The 16,605-nt window shown below is 69.9% G+C and carries 15 protein-coding genes, 1 tRNA gene and 1 pseudogene; 10 read left to right on the forward strand and 7 right to left on the reverse strand.

Annotation, left to right across the window (positions count from 1 at the left end; translation table 11 throughout):
* Positions 1-142 precede the first annotated feature (142 nt).
* The 4 genes from QCD68_RS02165 (at position 143) to QCD68_RS02180 (ending at position 3,601) form a co-directional block, all read left to right on the forward strand.
* Positions 143-1,537 carry an FAD-binding oxidoreductase gene (locus QCD68_RS02165; RefSeq protein WP_301221843.1) on the forward strand — a complete coding sequence of 465 codons (1,395 nt, stop codon included), beginning with the start codon at positions 143-145 and terminating at the stop codon, positions 1,535-1,537.
* Positions 1,534-2,346 carry a creatininase family protein gene (locus QCD68_RS02170; protein WP_301221844.1) on the forward strand — a complete coding sequence of 271 codons (813 nt, stop codon included), beginning with the start codon at positions 1,534-1,536 and terminating at the stop codon, positions 2,344-2,346. Before QCD68_RS02165 ends, QCD68_RS02170 begins: the two co-directional genes overlap by 4 nt.
* 32 nt (positions 2,347-2,378) lie before the next feature.
* The gene (locus tag QCD68_RS02175) at positions 2,379-2,957 is read left to right on the forward strand and encodes a pyridoxine/pyridoxamine 5'-phosphate oxidase (RefSeq protein WP_301221845.1); all 579 of its coding nucleotides are present in this window, start codon (positions 2,379-2,381) and stop codon (positions 2,955-2,957) included.
* A gap of 188 nt (positions 2,958-3,145) precedes the next feature.
* The gene (locus tag QCD68_RS02180; RefSeq protein WP_301221846.1) at positions 3,146-3,601 is read left to right on the forward strand and encodes a DUF1772 domain-containing protein; all 456 of its coding nucleotides are present in this window, start codon (positions 3,146-3,148) and stop codon (positions 3,599-3,601) included.
* A 118-nt stretch (positions 3,602-3,719) separates the two neighbouring features.
* On the opposite strand, the gene QCD68_RS02185 is transcribed toward QCD68_RS02180, so the two are convergent.
* The 6 genes and pseudogenes from QCD68_RS02185 to QCD68_RS02205 form a co-directional block, all read right to left on the reverse strand.
* A tRNA-Arg gene (locus tag QCD68_RS02185) sits at positions 3,720-3,792 on the reverse strand.
* Between the two features lie 108 nt (positions 3,793-3,900).
* On the reverse strand, positions 3,901-4,686 hold the full coding sequence (locus QCD68_RS02190; protein ID WP_301221847.1) for a dienelactone hydrolase family protein: 786 nt from the start codon (positions 4,684-4,686) through the stop codon (positions 3,901-3,903).
* Between the two features lie 58 nt (positions 4,687-4,744).
* Complete coding sequence (locus QCD68_RS02195) at positions 4,745-5,401, reverse strand: sugar transferase (protein ID WP_301221848.1); 657 nt, start codon at positions 5,399-5,401, stop codon at positions 4,745-4,747.
* Positions 5,402-5,441: 40 nt separating this feature from the next.
* Positions 5,442-6,077, reverse strand: coding sequence for a glycosyltransferase (locus QCD68_RS02200; RefSeq protein ID WP_301221849.1), 636 nt, complete (start codon positions 6,075-6,077; stop codon positions 5,442-5,444).
* A 24-nt stretch (positions 6,078-6,101) separates the two neighbouring features.
* A pseudogene (locus QCD68_RS17460) lies at positions 6,102-6,551 on the reverse strand (glycosyltransferase); the annotation flags it as partial.
* Positions 6,552-6,616: 65 nt separating this feature from the next.
* The gene (locus QCD68_RS02205) at positions 6,617-7,483 is read right to left on the reverse strand and encodes a glycosyltransferase (RefSeq protein ID WP_301221850.1); all 867 of its coding nucleotides are present in this window, start codon (positions 7,481-7,483) and stop codon (positions 6,617-6,619) included.
* A 67-nt stretch (positions 7,484-7,550) separates the two neighbouring features.
* On the opposite strand from QCD68_RS02205, the gene QCD68_RS02210 reads away from it, so the two are divergent.
* From QCD68_RS02210 to QCD68_RS02225, 4 genes are read left to right on the forward strand one after another with little or no spacing between them, the layout of a single operon-like run.
* Positions 7,551-8,837 (forward strand): hypothetical protein, encoded by a 1,287-nt coding sequence (locus QCD68_RS02210; RefSeq protein WP_301221851.1) that lies wholly within the window; start codon positions 7,551-7,553, stop codon positions 8,835-8,837.
* On the forward strand, positions 8,834-10,420 hold the full coding sequence (locus QCD68_RS02215) for a hypothetical protein (RefSeq protein ID WP_301221852.1): 1,587 nt from the start codon (positions 8,834-8,836) through the stop codon (positions 10,418-10,420). The genes QCD68_RS02210 and QCD68_RS02215 overlap by 4 nt, the downstream gene beginning before the upstream one ends.
* A complete protein-coding gene (locus QCD68_RS02220) occupies positions 10,417-11,442 on the forward strand; it encodes a glycosyltransferase family 4 protein (protein ID WP_301221853.1) in 1,026 nt (341 codons plus the stop codon). Before QCD68_RS02215 ends, QCD68_RS02220 begins: the two co-directional genes overlap by 4 nt.
* Before the next feature lie 39 nt (positions 11,443-11,481).
* Positions 11,482-12,933 (forward strand): polysaccharide biosynthesis tyrosine autokinase, encoded by a 1,452-nt coding sequence (locus QCD68_RS02225; RefSeq protein ID WP_301221854.1) that lies wholly within the window; start codon positions 11,482-11,484, stop codon positions 12,931-12,933.
* A gap of 3 nt (positions 12,934-12,936) precedes the next feature.
* Here QCD68_RS02225 and QCD68_RS02230 read toward each other — a convergent pair whose 3' ends face one another.
* A complete protein-coding gene (locus QCD68_RS02230; RefSeq protein ID WP_301221855.1) occupies positions 12,937-14,358 on the reverse strand; it encodes a glucose-6-phosphate dehydrogenase in 1,422 nt (473 codons plus the stop codon).
* A gap of 103 nt (positions 14,359-14,461) precedes the next feature.
* Between QCD68_RS02230 and QCD68_RS02235 the strand changes: the two genes are divergently transcribed.
* Both QCD68_RS02235 and QCD68_RS02240 read left to right on the forward strand, forming a co-directional pair.
* Positions 14,462-15,679: a Gfo/Idh/MocA family protein gene (locus QCD68_RS02235; RefSeq protein ID WP_301221856.1), complete on the forward strand. Its 1,218-nt coding sequence runs from the start codon at positions 14,462-14,464 to the stop codon at positions 15,677-15,679.
* Positions 15,676-16,599, forward strand: a complete 924-nt coding sequence (locus QCD68_RS02240; RefSeq protein WP_301221857.1) for a sugar phosphate isomerase/epimerase family protein — start codon at positions 15,676-15,678, stop codon at positions 16,597-16,599. Before QCD68_RS02235 ends, QCD68_RS02240 begins: the two co-directional genes overlap by 4 nt.
* Positions 16,600-16,605 lie beyond the last annotated feature (6 nt).

Raw genomic sequence — 16,605 nt, forward strand, 5'->3', positions numbered from 1 at the left:
GGGGGGGGCCCCCCCCCCCCCCCCCCCCGGGGGGGGGGGGGGGGCGCCCCCCCCCCCGCCCCCCCCCCCCCCTCGTCCCCCCCCCCCCTCAACGAGAACCCGTCAGCAGCAGCCCGTCAGCAGCACCCCGTCAGGAGCCCGCATGACCACCGTCACCCCCACCGCCGTGCCTACCGCCCCCGTCCCGCCCGCCGCACTCGAGGCGCTCCGCGCCGAACTCGTCGACCTGCTCGGCGAGCGCGGGGTCAGCACGGACCAGCGCACCCGCGAGCGCGCCTCGGTCGACGAAGCGACGATGAGCCCGATCCTCAGCGAGCAGCTGCCGCTCGGACTTGCCGACCTCGTCGCCTCCCCCGCGTCCGCCGACGAGATCGCGGCGACCCTGCACGCGGCCGTCCGACACGGCGTCCCCGTCACCACCCGCGGCAAGGGCACCGGCAACTACGGCCAGGGCATCCCGCTGCACGGCGGCCTGGTCCTCGACACCTCGCGGGCCCGCGCGGTCGTCGAGGTCGGCGACGGCTGGATCACCGCCGAGTCCGGCACCTCGATGGTCGCCCTCGAGCAGGCGGCAGCGGCAGCCGGCCAGCAGCTCTGGATGTACCCGTCCACCGCGCAGTCGACGATCGGCGGGTTCCTGTCCGGCGGCTCCGGCGGCACCGGGTCGATCGCGCACGGGTCGAACTGGCAGGGCTTCGTGACCGCGCTCGACATCGCGCTGCCCGGCGAGCCCGGCCTGCACCACGTCGAGGGCGACGCCGCCCAGCCCTTCGTGCACACCTACGGCACCGCCGGCGTCATCGCCCGCGCGACCGTCCGGCTCGAACCGCTGCAGGACTGGCGAGCCGTGTACGCGTCCTTCCCGAGCTTCGAGCAGGCCCTCGCGGCCGTCCGCACCCTGCGCGGCCTGGACCCGGTGCCGCGCCTGGTGAGCGCCGACCGGGCAGAGGTCGCGGCCACCCTGCCGACCGACGCCGCCATCGTCGCGGGCCGCGCGAGCCTCCGCGGCATCATCGACGCCGTCACGCTCGACGAGGCCCGCGACCTGATCGGCCTGGCCGGCGGCACGGTCGAGGACGTCCGCGAGGGACTGCAGCAGACCACGAAGGTGTCGATGCTGTCCTACAACCACCCGATCTGGTGGCTGAAGCGGAACACCCCCGACACCGAGTACTTCCACGTCGAGGTCGGCGGCGAGGCGCTGATCGACCGGATCGCCGAGGTCGAGGCCGTCTACCCGGGCGGGATGCTGCACATCGAGGCGGCACACGTCGGCCCGATCGGCATGCTCACCGCGCCCTACACCGGGGCGGAGGACGTCTACGCCGGCTACCCCGCGCTCCGCGACCTGGGCGTCCGGGTGCACAGCCCGCACCAGTACTACGTCGACCACGGGGTCGAGGAACTGCTCGCGCTGAAGCAGCAGACCGACCCGGACGGGCTGCTCAACCCGGGGCACGTCATCGACCCGGCTCTGGTGCACTCCGGCGGGTCCACGGCGTCCGCGCAGCCCGCCGTCCCCGGGTTCGGCAAGTGAGCGCGGGCACGACCGGCGCGCGGACCGGCACCCGCAAGCTCGCCGAGCTCTCCGGCCCGGCCGTCGCCGCAGGGTTCACCGCCGACACGATCGTCGTCCAGCCCACCGGCGCGATCGAACACCACGGCCCACATCTGCCGCTGCTGACCGACTTCCTGCTCGCCGACCACATCGGCGGCGCCGCGGTAGAACAGGCCGCAGCCGAGGGGCTCGACGTCTGGCAACTGCCCACCCTGGCGTTCACGAAGTCCGACGAGCACAGCTGGGCACCCGGCACGGTGTGGCTCGACGCCGACACGATGTTCGACACCGTGGTGCAGATCGGCCGGGCCGTCGCCCTGACCGGTGCCGGCACGCTCGTGTTCGCGAACGGACACGGTGGCAACGTGGCGCTGCTGCAGGTCGCGCTGCGCGAGATCCGGAAGCAGACCGGGCTCGGGACGTTCCTCATGCCGACCCTGGCCCGCGTGCCCGGGCCGGACGGCGAGGACGCCGACGAACGCGGCTTCGGCATCCACGGTGGGGCCGCCGAGACGTCGATGATCCTGCACCTGCGGCCGGACCTGGTCGACATGAGCCTCGCCGAACGGTGGGTGCCGGACCACCTGGCGGAGTTCGAGAAGATCGCGTTCAACGGCGGACCGGTGTCCTTCGGGTGGCTGTCCAACGACTTCGGGCCGGCCGGCGTCGTCGGGGACGCGAGTCGCGCCTCCCGCTCGTACGGGGCCGCGCTGTGGGAGCACTCGCTCGCCGAGGCGGTTGCATCCCTGCACGAGATCGCCCGGTTCGACCCCGCCGGACCGCGGTGACCGGCGCGGGGTCGGGCGCGGTTTCGGGCGCGGTGTCGGGCCCATCCGACCCGCTCGCGCTGGCCGCCTCGTGGCTGCCGGCGACCTGGTCGGGCGTCACCCCGACGATGACGCTCGCCACCATCGGCCTCGACGGCTACCCGTCGACCCGGACCGTCCTGCTGTCCGCGTTCGACGGGCAGCGGCTGCACTTCCACACCGACACCCGCAGCCGGAAGGCAGCCGAACTGGCGGCCGTGCCCCGGGCCTCCGTCACGATCCACTGGCCGGACGCGGCCCGGCAGCTGACCGTCACCGGGGACGTCGCCCCGGTCACCGACCAGGAGGCCCGGATCGCCTACGACGCGCGCTCCCGCTACCTGCAGGTGCTCGCCTGGATCAACGACACCGACCTGGCGGTCGCGCCCGAGGCGGACCGGCGGGTCCGGTGGGCGGCGTTCGAGCGGGAGCACGGTGACGCTCCGCTGTCGCCACCGCCGACCTGGGGCGGGTTCGCCCTGACGCCGCTGCGGATGCTGTTCTGGAGCGGGGCGGCGGACGGGCCGAGCAACCGGCTGGTGTACGAGCGGGACGCCGGCGTGGGCTGGCGGAGCGAGGTGTGGCCGGGCTGAACCCGGGACCGGACCGCCGTGGCCTCGGGTCGCTCGGCCTCGGGCCGCTCGGCCTCGGGCCGCTCGGCCTCGCGTGAGTGCCGCGTCAGTGACGCGTGAGCGGCGCGGGACACGATGATGTCCTCGACAGCAGGAGGAACCATGTCCAGTCTCGCCATCCCCAGCCGCGGCGGAGCGGAGGGGCTCCGATGAGCGTCCTGCTCGTCGTCCAGCTCGTGCTCGTGGGCCTGCTCGCCGGTGAGGAGTTCATCGTGCGATGGGGCGTCCAACCCGCGATGGCGACGCTGCCCGACCAGGTCCATCTCCGCACGCGGATCGCGCTGGTGAAGTCCCTCAAGGTCGTCGTCCCGATCCTGATGGTGCCGGCCGTCCTGGCATCCGTCGCCGTCCTCGTGCTGAGCGGCGCCGACGACGGCCTCGGTTGGCGGATCGCCGCGATGGTGGCCCTGGTGGTGTTCGTCCTGGCGTCGTTCCTCGGCACCGTCCCGATCAACATCCGCGTGAACGACTGGGACCCGGAACACCCGCCGGCCGACTGGAAGCGCGTCGTGCGGCGGTGGGAACGCATCGACGTCCTGCGGTCCACCGCTGCCGGCGTCGCGTTCGTGCTCTTCGTCGTCGCGCTCGTGCAGCTGCTGGGCTGAAGCGAGGCACGTCCGCGGTCCGGGTCGACGGCCGACCGACGTGGCCCGTCGTCGCGGAGGACACCGGGGTGGAACGACGAAAGCCCCGGAGATGATCTCCGGGGCTTCCGTCATGCTGTGCGCTCGAAGGGACTCGAACCCCCAACCTTCTGATCCGTAGTCAGATGCTCTATCCATTGAGCTACGAGCGCAGTGGCCCTTGCGAGCCGTGGAAGACTCTACAACAGCTCTCGGCGCAGCGCCAATCGAGCGCCCCAGCGTGCCGTACCCGGCGTGTCGCCGACCACGGCACGCGGTGCTCAGGCGATCGTCGGCTCCTGGTCGAACACCTCGGCGAGGAACACCTGCAGCGCCTGCCACGAGCGACGGTCGGCACGCTCCTGGTACTGCGCGCCGTGGTCCGGTGCGTCGGTGCCCGGGACGGCGAAGGCGTGCATGGCGTCCGCGTAGGTGACGACCTGCCAGTCGACGTGCGACACCCCACGCATCTCGTCCTGCCACGCGTGCACGGCCTCGTCCGGCACGACCGGGTCCGCACCGCCGGTGAGGACCAGGAGCTTCGCACGGATCTGGTCCGCGTCCGAGGGGTCGTGCGCGATGAGGCCACCGTGGAACGAGACGGCTCCGACCAGGTCGGCTCCCGTGCGGGCGAGTTCGAGCGCACCCGAGCCGCCGAAGCAGTAGCCCATCACGACGACCTTCGACGCGTCGACGTCCGGGTCGGCGAGCAGGCGGTCGAGTCCGGCGCGCAGGCGGGTGCGGAACAGGGCGTTGTCGCCGTAGAAACGACCGGCCACCTCGGCGGCGGTGTCGTCACCCGGGCGGATGCCTGCGCCGTAGACGTCGGCGCCGAAGGCCACGTAGCCCAGGCGCGCGAGCATCGTCACGCGTGCCTCGACGTGCTCGTTCACCCCGTGCCAGTCGTGGATGACGAGGACGGCCGGGCGCGGACCGGCGACGGCCGTGTCCTTCGCCAGGACCCCTTCGAGGTCGGTGCCCTCGGAGTCGTAGTGGACGGTCTCGACACGGATGTCGGCACCGGCGGGTTCGGGAACGGTCTGCAGGACGTCGTCTGTGGTGGTCACGTCTCCGAACGCTACGCCTGCCCGGGGGTCCCACCCCTGCGAGCGCTCCACGGCTGAGTCAGGCCCCGGCGGTCTCCATGACGGCAGTGCCTCGGAACTGATCGGCACAGACATGGCCGGGAGCGTTGATGCCCTCACGGCGAAGGACGACGACGATCGTCCGGAGCATGATCCTCAGGTCCAGCAGGAGTGAGAAGTTGTCGACGTACTCGATGTCAGAGCGGAGTCGATCCGGCCAGGGCAGTCCGTTCCTGCCACGCACTTGTGCAAGGCCAGTGAGTCCCGGGCGGACCTCGTACCGCCGACGTTCTTCCGGTGTGAAGAGCTCGAGGTACCGGGCAAGAGTCGGTCGAGGACCGACGAAGCTCATCTCCCCTCTGAGGATGTTCACCAGGCTCGGCAGCTCGTCGAGACTGGTCGACCGCAAGATCCTTCCGAAGTCGGTGAGTCGCTCCTCGTCGCTGACCAGTCCGCGCTCTTCGTCGACTTCGAGCATGGACCGGAACTTGAGGACTTCGAAGAGCTGCGTGTCGCGCCCGGGCCGCGACTGGCGGAAGATCACGGGCCGGCCGAGCTTCACCGCCACGAGCAGACCGACCGCGAGCATCACGGGGCTCGCGAGCGTCAGCCCGATGAGCGCGAGAACGATGTCGAGCAGCCGCTTGACACGCAGGCTGGCAGCACGGGACGTCGAGAGCATGATTGTGTCCTCCATTCGTATGCTAGACGTAATATATATGCGATCCAACAGTGGGTCAACTGTCGTGCCGTGACGTCAGGCGGAGCAGGGCCCGGTAGTGGGTCCGGTGACGTCGCCACATGGGCAGCTCAGCGAACGCGGCGACGTGTTCTCGTGCGTTCACCGTGGTGCGCTGACGACAACCCGGGTCGCGAAGCATCGAGCAGAGCGCTCCAGCAAGGGCTGCGGCATCTCCGATGGGGACGAGCAGCCCCGTCCGTCCGTGCTCGATCAGGTCGGTGGTGCCGGTCGCGGCACTCCCGACGACGGGGACGCCGGAAGCCATCGCCTCGAGGACCACAGTGGGGAGGCCCTCTCGGTAGGACGGCAGACAGAGCACGTCGAATGCGGCGATGTACCCGGACGCATCGGGGACTGCTCCGGACGAGTGCACCCAGCACTCGGCGAGCAACTCCTGAGTTCGGGCGGGGAGCTCGGCGATCCCCTCGTCCTCCCCGACGAGTGCAAGTTCGGCGTTCAACCCTTGGTCGCGGAGCATGGCGAGGGCATCCAGGAGCTCGATGATGCCCTTGTCGCGGGTGATCCGGCCGGCGAAACCGACGAGTGACACGCCGGGCGCGACGTTCATCTCAGCGCGGTGCTGCTGCCGGACGTGCTCCGCTCCGGCAGCGTGATGGCGGTCGAGGTCCATGCCGACGAATCCGCCTGGCCCGAGGACCCGCATGCGTCGAGTGTCGAGGCCGAGCTGAGCGGATCGCGTCAGCAAGCTCGCACTGACCGCGAGCACGGAAGACGACAGAGCGATCGTGACCCGCTCAGTCCCCAGCAGAAGCCTCCGACGAGCGCCTCGTACCGTCTCTACCCGGAGTCCGTGGAGAACGTAGACGCGGGCAGGGACCCTCGTCGCCCATGCTGCGACGGCTCCGAGCAACGAGGCTTTCGGGGTGCCGTAGACGGTCAATGCCGGACGGAGCCGCAGGAAGAGCAGGAGTAGGCGCAGCAGCGCCAGGAGGTCTGCAGCCGGGGACATCTCACGCCGCATGGGCACGGCCGTCGCAGCGACGCCTTCTCGTGCACTGACGGGGCCGAGTCGGCCGGAGTCTGCAGCGGCGATGTGCACCGGCCCCAGGTCCGATCCGTGCAGATCACGCAACATGCCACGCATGTGGAGATCGAGGCTGTAGTCGCTGGTGGTGAGGACGAGGACACCGCGGCGTCGCTTGTGTGGGGTCACGGGGACGTTCCTTCTCGAGACTGCACGGCGGGGACGCAGATCCCGTCCCCAGCGAGGTAGCGCGGTCGACGCATCCGCAGCGCGCGGGTCAGCTGCGCAGTGGTCCACAGGAAGTCGTCCACGAGTTGCAGGAGCGGGTTGCGCCCGATGTCCCGGGCGAGGGCTCGACGCGATGACCGGACGGCATCCGCAGCCGGTCCGAATGCCGGGGTGCGACGGCTGGACTGGCCGTCGTGCACGCGGTACGACACGAGTCGTTCGGGCAGGTTGGCGACCGCGCCCAATCGCGCCAAGCGCAGCCACAACTCGTAGTCCTGCATGCGCTCGCAGCGCAGGTCGTACCCCCCGACCATATCGAAAGCGGATCTGCGGAACACGACGCTGGAGTGCACGAAGGGGTTGCGTCGCGGGAGCACCGCCGCGACGTCGTCGATCGGGACTTCGTAGACGCCGATGTGATCACCTCGCGCATCGATGACGTCCGCTGCGGAACCGAGGAGCACCAGTTCGGGGCGCGCTCGGAAGACCGCGACCTGGCGAGCAAGCCGATCGCAGGCGGCGAGGTCATCGGCGTCCAACCGGGCGATCAGCGGCGCTGAAGCGACGGCGACTCCGGCGTTCAGTGCGGCCGGTGTCCCGACGTGGCGGGGAAGCGGGACCAGGCTGACTCGGTCGTCCTCCGGGATCGCCCCCTCGACGAGACGCACCCCGTCCAGCACCACGACGATCTGGGTCGTGGACAGCGTCTGTCGGAGCAGCGACGCCAACGCCTGGTTGAAGGCGTCGTCAAGGCGCACCGTCGGTACGACGACCGACACGTCGTACAGCCGGTGATGTTGCGGGCTCGCGCTCTGTCTGATCATGCATATCAGTATTGCAGAATATCGTTTGCTGACATACAGTCGATTCCGTGAGGATGGATGGTGCCCTGTGAGCAACACGACAAGTCGCCGAACCGACGACGTGGCGAGGCGTACGACGCATCTGCTCCTGGTGACCGCTCCGGGTGTCGCGGGACGCGCGGGTCAGTTCGCCGCGCTCGTCGCGTTGGCACTGCTCGTGGAGCCGTCGACGTACGGGCGCTTCGCGGTGCTGCAGATCGTCGTGATCGGTACCGCAAGTGTCCTCGGCTCGTCGACGGCCGCGACGGTGAACGGCGCCGCCGCCCGGGTACCGGGAGCACGCGAGCTGCCCCTGCACGCACTGTTCTGGGCGCTGCTCCGCGGCAAGCGTCGCGTGTTCTTGTCGGGCGCTGTCACTTCTGCGCTCATCGTCCCCACTGTGTTCACGCTGTTGAGCGGCGCACCACCGTCCTCGTCAGGGCTGCTGGCTTCCGCGCTGCTCGGCTTCCTCAGCGGCGCGATGCCGCTCGGTGATGCGCTCGTCGCGGCGACGTCCGGTCGTGGACAGTACTTGCGCGGCTCGGTCCTCGACGGCGCCCGGGCTCTCGTCGGGGCTGGTGGCGCGGTCGTCGGGACGGTGCAGTTCGGTGCCGTCGGCGGTGGTTACGGACTCATCGCGGCGGACGTGCTCCTGGTCGTGGGGGTACTGCTCCGTCGAGCGGTTGCCCCGACGGTCCCGGAGGTCACCATCCTCACGCCCCCCCGGGACGGACTCCTGGCGGGGGTCGTCGCGAACGTCGTCGGACAGGTCACCCAGTGGATCCTCTTGTTCGCCGTCCAGCTCGTCGGCGGACCGACCGCGCTGGGCGTCTACGGCGTCGCCAACCGGTTCGCGTCAGTGGTGACCTTGGCGCCGATCTCCTTCGGCAGGACCGTCATCGGTCAGCTCACCGACGACACAGCAGTCGAGCGGAGATGGACCGCACGGTCGTTCCTCGGCATGATCACGGCGATCTCGTCCGTTGCAGCGGCAGTGGCGTTCGCCGTGCTGCTCTTCGGTTTCCCGGCATTGACTGCTCGCTACGACGGCCTCGTGCCACTGACCGTCGTGCTGCTCAGCGGGACGGTCGCGCGCGCGGTGCTCATCGGCGTCGGCCACGTCTGCGTCGCTCGACGCCTGTGGCGCACGTGGGTGGTGGCGGACGTGACGTCGCTCATCGTGACGACCGTCGGCGTCATCGTCGTGTGGACTGTCGGCGCAGGCGTGCTGTGGGTGACGGCAGTGTTCCTCTTCAGCAACATCGCTGGGATCGCCGTGCGCACGACGAGCGCGTTCCGACCGGGCTCGGTCGACGTGACCGGAGCGCACCGGTGACCGCCGTGGCCCCGGCTCGAGGGTCGGCGATCACGACGCCCGCTCCAGCGGAGGTGATCGTCGCGAGCCGACGCGTCGTGGCGATCCTGCTGACGGCGGCCGTGAGCGTCGCGGTGCTCTTCGCCATGGCCGCTCCCGTGGTGCTGGGTGGGGATGACGCTCTCTTCACGCTCCCGGTCCTCGTGCACGGCGCGCTGCTCTGCGTCGCCATCGCGTGCACGCTGTCGCTCCGCACCGGACTGCGTGTCGATTCGTTCACGCTCTTCCTGGCCTGGGAGACCCTGCGCGGTTGCATCGCACCGGTGATCCTGATGTACGTGGGCGCCGGTTCTCGCTTCTACTACCGACTGGGGACCCCGTCCGACTCACGGAGCGTGTTGTTCCTCGGAAGCGTGTTCTTCGTCGTCGTCGTCGCCACTCGCGTGGCGCTCGCTGCCGGCATCCGTCGCCGCGCGGACCGTCCCGGCGGTGCGGATGGGCGCCTGTCCGCGCGATTCGACAGTGCACCATCGCTCCCGGTCAACATGCCGTTGACGGTCGGGCGAGTGACAGCATGGCCGTTGATCACGCTGGGCAGTGTCGGGCTGGTGCTGCGCTTCCCGACCCCGAGCGCGATCGCGATGTTCTTCTCCGGGAGCATCGAAGGTCTGCAGGGCAACGGGCAGTACTCCGACGGCCCGCTCTTGCTCGCGGCGAACTTCCTCCGGCCACTGCTCGTGCTCGGTCTGGTGATGTTGATCCGGAGCCGCCGGGAGCGTGGGCGACGGTGGTGGCCCCTGCTCCCCGTGACCGCGGTTGCGGCGCTGCTCGCGCTGGCCTCCTACGGGCTCAACCGCGGGACCGTCGCCTACTGCATCATCGCGATCACCTTGGTCTACTTCGAGAAGTCCGACCTTCGGCTGCGGCTGCGCGGGGCACTGACCACGGTGAGCGTCCTCGGGCTGTTCTTCACGCTCATCGGACAGCTCCGCTCCACGATCTGGAGACCGCGGACCGGCCTGGACAGCACCGGGCTCGATCTGGTCAGCGTCCTGCAGTCGGTGCTGCCGTACTCAGCGACTCCGGACCAGCTCAGTGCGGCGCTGCCGGCCGTGCGGCAGGCCGACCCGTTCGGCTGGCGCTCGTTCACCATGTCGCTCCTCTCCCCCATCCCAGGAGCTCCCGAAGCCGCACGGACCCAGTCGGGAACCGCGGTGTTCAACAACGTGATCTACCACTCCTTCATCGGGAAGGACCAACTCTTGCCGTCCTGGTTCGAGGGGTGGATCTCGTTCGGCACCATCGGACTGATCGCCGTCGGCATCGCTGTCGGTGTGCTCCTCGCTGCCGCGGACGCGATGCGGCACCGCGCGCAGTCCGAGATCGGCGCCTACGCGTCGACGATCTTCGCGTTGTGGATCCCGCAAGCAAGCGTCAACGCGATCGGTGTGGTGGAGCAGAACGTCATCTACTTCGTGCTCACGCCACTCGCCGTGACCACCTTCGCTCGCCTGTGGCCGGACCGGCACGCGGCAATCGGGCCCCTCCGGCACACCGAAGCTCCCCCTCGCCCCACTGACACACTTCGAAAGGTCCCGTCATGAAGGTCCTCGTCCTGTCCGGCATCTTCTCTCAAACCGCGGAGTACCGCGCGACGCACATGGCCGAGACCCCGGACAGCCTCCTCGTCGACGGCCTCGCAGCGGAAGGCGTCGACGTCACCGCTGCCGGCCCGTCGTTCCGTGGCGACTGGAGCAAGTACGACGTCATCCACCTCAACCACCTGACCAACGCCTGCCTCCGCGCGATCCTGCCGAACCACGGCACCCGCGGCCGGACGAAGATCGTCTTCACCCACCACGCGAGCGGATGGAAACCGTGGCGGTTCCGGATCGTGCGGAACCTCATCGAGCGCCGTTCCGACAGTGTGGTCGTCTTCACGGAGGACGAACGTCGGCGTCTCGGCGGTCGGGTACCGGACCCGAAGGTGGACACGATCTTCTACGGGCTGGCCGTTGAGCGGTTCCCCGTGACTCAGCGCTCCCGCCCCGACCCTGGCCAGCCGCTGGAACTGCTCTACGTCGGGCAGCTCGTCGAGTTCAAGCGCGTCCACCTCGCTCTGCACCTGCTGCGACGAATCATCGACAGCGGCCATCCGGCACGTCTCCGCATCATCTCCCACCGAGAGACCTTGCGGCCCGAACTGGACGCTCTCGCCGCGGCGCTCGGCCTGACGGATCACGTGGAACACCTCGGCACCCGAACACGAGACGAGATCGGCCCCGAGATGGCCAAGTCCCACTTCCTCGTACTGCCTTCCTACCGGGAGGGGCTCTCCACGGTCACCAGCGAAGCGGCGGTCTGTGGGCTGCCGACACTGCTTTTCGACGTCAGCGGCTCCGAGGACCAGGTACCGCAGGGCTGGGAGCGTCCGCACATCGACGACGTCGAGCGGTTCTACGAGCTCGCCCTCCGCCGCATCGAACGGTACGAGCAGTGCAGTGAGCAATGGGTGTCGAACGCGCCGATCGTGCGCGAGCGTCTCTCCGTGGAGCGGATGGTCCGACACCACATCGACCTCTACACGAGCCTGGTTCACGGCGACCGCGATCGAGATCCGGGATGACTTGTGATGCGCTGCAACACGAGATATATTGAATGCGAGATGTTCGACGACCCGAAAGATGCTTCCATGGACTTCGACAAGTTGATGCGGGCGCTCCGGAAGGGGTGGCTACTCATCATCGCCGGCGCGGCACTCGGCGCCTCGACCGGGGTGGCCATCAGTCTCCTCTCCACCCCCATGTACAAGGCGAGTACCGACGTCTACGTGTCGGTGAGTGGTTCGACGAACTCGTCTGAACTGGCACAGGGCGGCGACGCTGCAGAGCAGCGGGTGCAGTCGTTCGCGAACCTCGCAACGAAGCACCGCGTGCTGCAGCCGGTGGTCGATCGGCTGGGGCTGGAGATGTCTGCCGAGGAACTCGCAGAGAAGGTCTCCGCGCAGACGCCGATCGACAGCGTCATCGTGACCATCACGGTCGTGGACTCCTCTGCGGATCAGGCTGCGGCGATCGCGAACGCGACGGGCGAGAGCCTGGCTGAGGTGGTCACGAAGCAGCTGGAGGCGCCCTCCCGCGACGGCGCCAGTCCCTTCGAGCTCGAGACGGTGCAGCCCGCGATCCCGCCCGCTCGGCCGGCGTCGCCTCGCCTGACCGTCGATCTCACTGGCGGACTCGCCGTCGGACTCATGGTCGGCCTGGGATCAGCTGCGCTCCGTTCCGCCCTCGACACGCGTCTGGACGGCCGGGAATCCGTCGAGCGGGCCGCCGCCGCTCCGGCGCTCGGCGAGATCGCCTTCGATCGGTCGGCGAAGGACCGGCCACTCGTCGTACAGGACGACCCACGGAGCCCTCGATCCGAAGCGTTCCGTCGCCTTCGTACCAACCTGCAGTTCGTGGAGGTCGACAGCAAACGTCGCAGCTTCGTCGTGACGTCGTCTGTGCCGAGCGAAGGCAAGAGCACGACAGCTGCGAACCTCGCGCTCGCGTTGGCGGAGAACGACACGTCGATCGTCCTCGTCGATGGAGACCTCCGCCGTCCTCGTGTTGCCAGCCTGATGGGCCTGGAGGGTGGCGCTGGGATGACTGACGTGCTCATCGGCCGGATGGAGCTCGACGACGCGCTGCAGCCGTGCGGGAAGAAGGGTCTCGTCGTGCTCCCAGCTGGCCAGATCCCGCCCAACCCCACCGAGTTGGTGGCCAGCATCGCGATGGCAGCGGTCCTGCAAGACCTCGAGCAGCGCTTCGACGTGGTCCTGATCGATGCGCCCCCGCTGCTGCCGGTCACGGATGCGGCGATCCTGAGTCAGCTGAGCGGGGGCGCGATCCTGGTCGCCGCGGTGGGACGCACCACACGCAACCAACTGGAGACCGCCCGGGCCACGTTGCGCGATGCCGGGACGAAAGCCGTCGGGTCCGTCCTGACGATGGTGAAGAAGTCGCCGACGGCGGCCACGACGTACGACTACCAGACCGTCGAGACCGGACAACAGGAGACTCGATCGAGCCGTGGCGCTGCCCAGGCTCGCCTCCGCCCCCACCCCAGCGCCCGCTGACTCCTAGGAGTCGACGTTGTCCCAGTCCTCCGGCCCACCCGACCCGGCCGCGTACTCGTCGAGCGGGGCCTCACCGGAACGCCAGAGCTGCAGGAACGGCTCGACGACCTTCCACCCCTGCACGGCGCTGTCGCCACGGACGGACAGGGTCGCGTCGCCCTCGAGCACCCCGGCGAGGACCTCCCCGTAGGCACTGAGCCGGCCGGGGTTGAACGTCACCTCGAGCGCGGTGTGGTCGATCGTGTACGGGTCGCCCGGGCCGTTGACGTTGAGTTCGAGCTGCATCTCGTCCGGTGCGATCCAGATGCACAGACGGTCCGGCTTGTGCGCCCCGGTCAGGCCGTCGGGCACGTGCGGCGAGTCCTTGAACGTGATGAGGATCTCGCGGCGCTGCTTGCCGAGGGCCTTGCCGGAGCGCAGGGTGAACGGCACCCCGGCCCAGCGCCAGTTGGCGACCTCGAGCTTCAGCTGCGCCAGGGTCTCGGTGCCGAGCGACGGGTCCACCCCGTCCTCGTCAACGTACGACGGCATCGAGCGGTCCCCCACCGTGCCGGCCGTGTAGCGGGCGCGCTTGCCCGCCGTCAGCGGGTCCCCGCCCCACGGGCGGACCGCGCGGAGGACGAGCTCCTTCTGGGTCCGCAGGTCCTCGGCGTCGATCGACGCGGGCGCCTCCATCGCCACGACCGCCATCACCTGCAGCAGGTGGCTCTGGATCATGTCGACCAGGGCGCCGGCCTTGTCGTAGTAGCGGGCACGTCCCTCCAGTCCGAGGGTCTCGTCGTAGACGATGTCGACGCGCTCGACGTGCTGGGAGGACAGCAGGGGTTCGATGATGCGGTTCGCGAAGCGCAGGCCGAGCAGGTTGAGCACCGTGGAGCGTCCGAGGAAGTGGTCGACGCGGTGGATGCGCGACTCCGGCAGGAACGAGTGCAGCAGGTCGTTGAGGTGCTCAGCGCTCGCGGCGTCGGTGCCGAACGGCTTCTCGAGGGCCAGGCGCGTGTGCGCGGGGAGGTCCAGCTTCGCCAGCTGCTCGCAGCTCTTCTCGGTCACCGCGGGCGGCAGGGCGAAGTAGATGGCCGGGTCGAAGTGGCAGTCGCCGAGCAACGTCTTCAGGTCGTCCGGGGACGTGACGTCGGCCTTGCGGTACGACGATCCGTCGACCACGGCCTGGAGGCGCGGGGTCAGCGCCGTCTCGCCGGTCGCGCCCTCGTCCTCCTCGTTCTTCGACGCCTGAGCGTTCTCGAACGCCTCGTGCACGAGCTGCTTCCAGTCGGCGTCCGAGAGGTCCTCGACACCGGCGCCGACGAGCTGGATCTCCCAGTCCTCCTTGACGTCGAGGAGCGTCGCGAGGCCGGGCAGCAACAGCCGCTTGGACAGGTCGCCGCTGGCTCCGAGGATGAGCAGTGTGGTCTGGAGGCTCGCCATGCCCCAGACCGTACTCACCGGATCCCGAACGGGGCCGGTCCTCGGCGCTACGGTGGTGGCGGTGTCGACGCGCGGGAGCGTCGACACGGCGCGAGGGAGCACCATGACGACAGAGGGCAACGTCCACGCACCCGGTGTGGGGCAGCAGCTGGCCGGTCCACCACGGGCGACGACACCGCGGGGTGCACGACTCCGCGTCGCGGTCGTCGGCACGGGCATGATCGCCGCCGTGCACGTCCGGGCTGCGCGTGCCGCCGGTGCCGACGTGGTGGGGGTCCTCGGCCGGAACCGGGAGCGCTCCGAGCAGGTCGCCGAGCAGCTGGGCCTCGAGCACGGGTACGCCGACCTGGACGCGGTGATCGCCGACCGCCCGGACGTCGTGCACATCTGCACGCCCAACGACCAGCACCACCCGCAGGCCCTCGCGGTGATCCGCGCCGGCATCAACGTCGTGTGCGAGAAGCCCCTCGCGGTGTCCGCGGAGCAGGCCGACGAGCTCGAACGGGCCGCCGCCGAGGCCGGGGTCGTGGCGACCGTGCCCTTCGTCTACCGGTACCACCCGATGGTCCGCGAGATCCGCTCCCGCATCGCCGACGGGCAGCTCGGCCGGGTGCTCGCCGTGCACGGCCACTACCTGCAGGACTGGATGCTCGACTCCGACGCTTCTTCGTGGCGGGTCGACTCCGGCGCGGGCGGGCAGTCGCGGGCCTTCGCGGACATCGGCTCGCACTGGTGCGACCTGGTCGAGTTCGTCACCGGCGAGCAGTTCGACTCGGTCAGCGCCGTCACCGACATCGTGTACCCGACCCGTCCGGCAGCGTCGGGCCCCTCGTTCTCCGGCACCCCCGACCCGGACCCGATCGCCGACGCCGGCGAGCGCGCCGAGGTCACCACCGAGGACACCGCGGTCGCGACCTTCCGCACCGGCAGCGGCCGGATCGGCAACGTCGTCATCTCGCAGGTCTCCGCCGGCCGGAAGAACCGCCTGTGGTTCGAGGTGGACGGCATGCTCGGCTCCGCGGCCTTCGACCAGGAGCAGCCGGAGTCCGCCTGGTTCGGCAACGAGACCGGCGCGCAGATCGTCGTCCGCGACCCGTCCCAGGGCTCCCCCGACCAGCGGCGTCTGGCGGTCGTGCCGTCCGGTCATCCGCAGGGCTACGTCGACGCGTTCGCCGCGTTCGTCGCCGACACCTACACGGCCGTCACCACCGGCAGCGCGCCGGAGGGTCTGCCGACCTTCGCGGACGGCGCCCGGTCGGCACGCATCATCGACAGCGTGGTCGCCAGTGCCGGCGACCGCGCCTGGAGGGAGATCCGATGAAGCTCGGCATGTTGACGGCCTGTCTGCCGGGGTGGGACCTCGGCCGCATCGCGGACTTCGCGAGCGGTCAGGGCTACGAGCGGCTCGAGGTCGCCGTCTGGCCCGGCACCGGTGGCCGCGACTTCGAGGCGGCGCACCTGCCCGTGGCGACCCTCACCGACGAGGACGTCCAGGCGACGCGCGAGCTGCTCGACCGCACCGGGCTCGAGATCTCCGCGCTGGCGTACTACGAGAACAACCTGCACCAGGACCCGGCCCGCCGCGACGAGGTCCACACGCACCTCAAGCACGCGGTCGACGCTGCGCAGCGCCTCGGGGTCCCCTACGTCGGCACGTTCATCGGCCGCGACAACACCAAGAGCGTCCGCGAGAACATGGTCGAGGGCGACCGGGTCCTGCCGGAGCTGCTCGACTACGCCGGCGAGCGCGGGGTCCGCCTGATCATCGAGAACTGCGTGATGGAGGGGTGGCACCCGGACGGGTACCCGGGCAACATCGCGTACTCGCCGGAGCTCTGGGAGTGGGTCACCGGGCTCGGCTTCGGCCTGAACTGGGACCCGTCGCACCTGACCTGGATCGGCATCGACCCGGTCGAGACGATCCTGCCGTTCGCCGAGCACATCGTGCACGCGCAGGCGAAGGACCTCGAGCTGTTCCCGGAGCAGCGCAACCGGTACGGCTTCTTCGGCAAGGTCGACAAGGGCGACGACCCGTGGGACATGGGCTGGTGGCGGTTCCGCGTGCCCGGACGCGGGGTGGTCGACTGGCCGCACGTGGTCGACCGGCTGTACGAGGCCGGCTTCGACGGCACGCTGAGCGTCGAGCACGAGGACCCGCTCTGGGGCGGGGAGGACGACAAGGTGCTGGAGGGCCTCCGCATCGCGCACCGGACGCTCCGGCCACTCATCGCGGTCGATTGAGTCCGG

This window comes from Curtobacterium sp. PsM8 (assembly GCF_030433875.1).
GTDB lineage: Bacteria > Actinomycetota > Actinomycetes > Actinomycetales > Microbacteriaceae > Curtobacterium.

Coding starts and splice junctions, on each gene's coding strand:
- QCD68_RS02225 (WP_301221854.1), top strand. CDS start 11,482: ATGTTCGACGACCCGAAAGATGCTTCCATGGACTTCGACAAGTTGATG.
- QCD68_RS02180 (WP_301221846.1), top strand. CDS start 3,146: ATGAGCGTCCTGCTCGTCGTCCAGCTCGTGCTCGTGGGCCTGCTCGCC.
- QCD68_RS02195 (WP_301221848.1), bottom strand. CDS start 5,401: ATGGAGGACACAATCATGCTCTCGACGTCCCGTGCTGCCAGCCTGCGT.
- QCD68_RS02205 (WP_301221850.1), bottom strand. CDS start 7,483: ATGATCAGACAGAGCGCGAGCCCGCAACATCACCGGCTGTACGACGTG.
- QCD68_RS02220 (WP_301221853.1), top strand. CDS start 10,417: ATGAAGGTCCTCGTCCTGTCCGGCATCTTCTCTCAAACCGCGGAGTAC.
- QCD68_RS02240 (WP_301221857.1), top strand. CDS start 15,676: ATGAAGCTCGGCATGTTGACGGCCTGTCTGCCGGGGTGGGACCTCGGC.
- QCD68_RS02235 (WP_301221856.1), top strand. CDS start 14,462: ATGACGACAGAGGGCAACGTCCACGCACCCGGTGTGGGGCAGCAGCTG.
- QCD68_RS02165 (WP_301221843.1), top strand. CDS start 143: ATGACCACCGTCACCCCCACCGCCGTGCCTACCGCCCCCGTCCCGCCC.
- QCD68_RS02230 (WP_301221855.1), bottom strand. CDS start 14,358: ATGGCGAGCCTCCAGACCACACTGCTCATCCTCGGAGCCAGCGGCGAC.
- QCD68_RS02200 (WP_301221849.1), bottom strand. CDS start 6,077: ATGGACCTCGACCGCCATCACGCTGCCGGAGCGGAGCACGTCCGGCAG.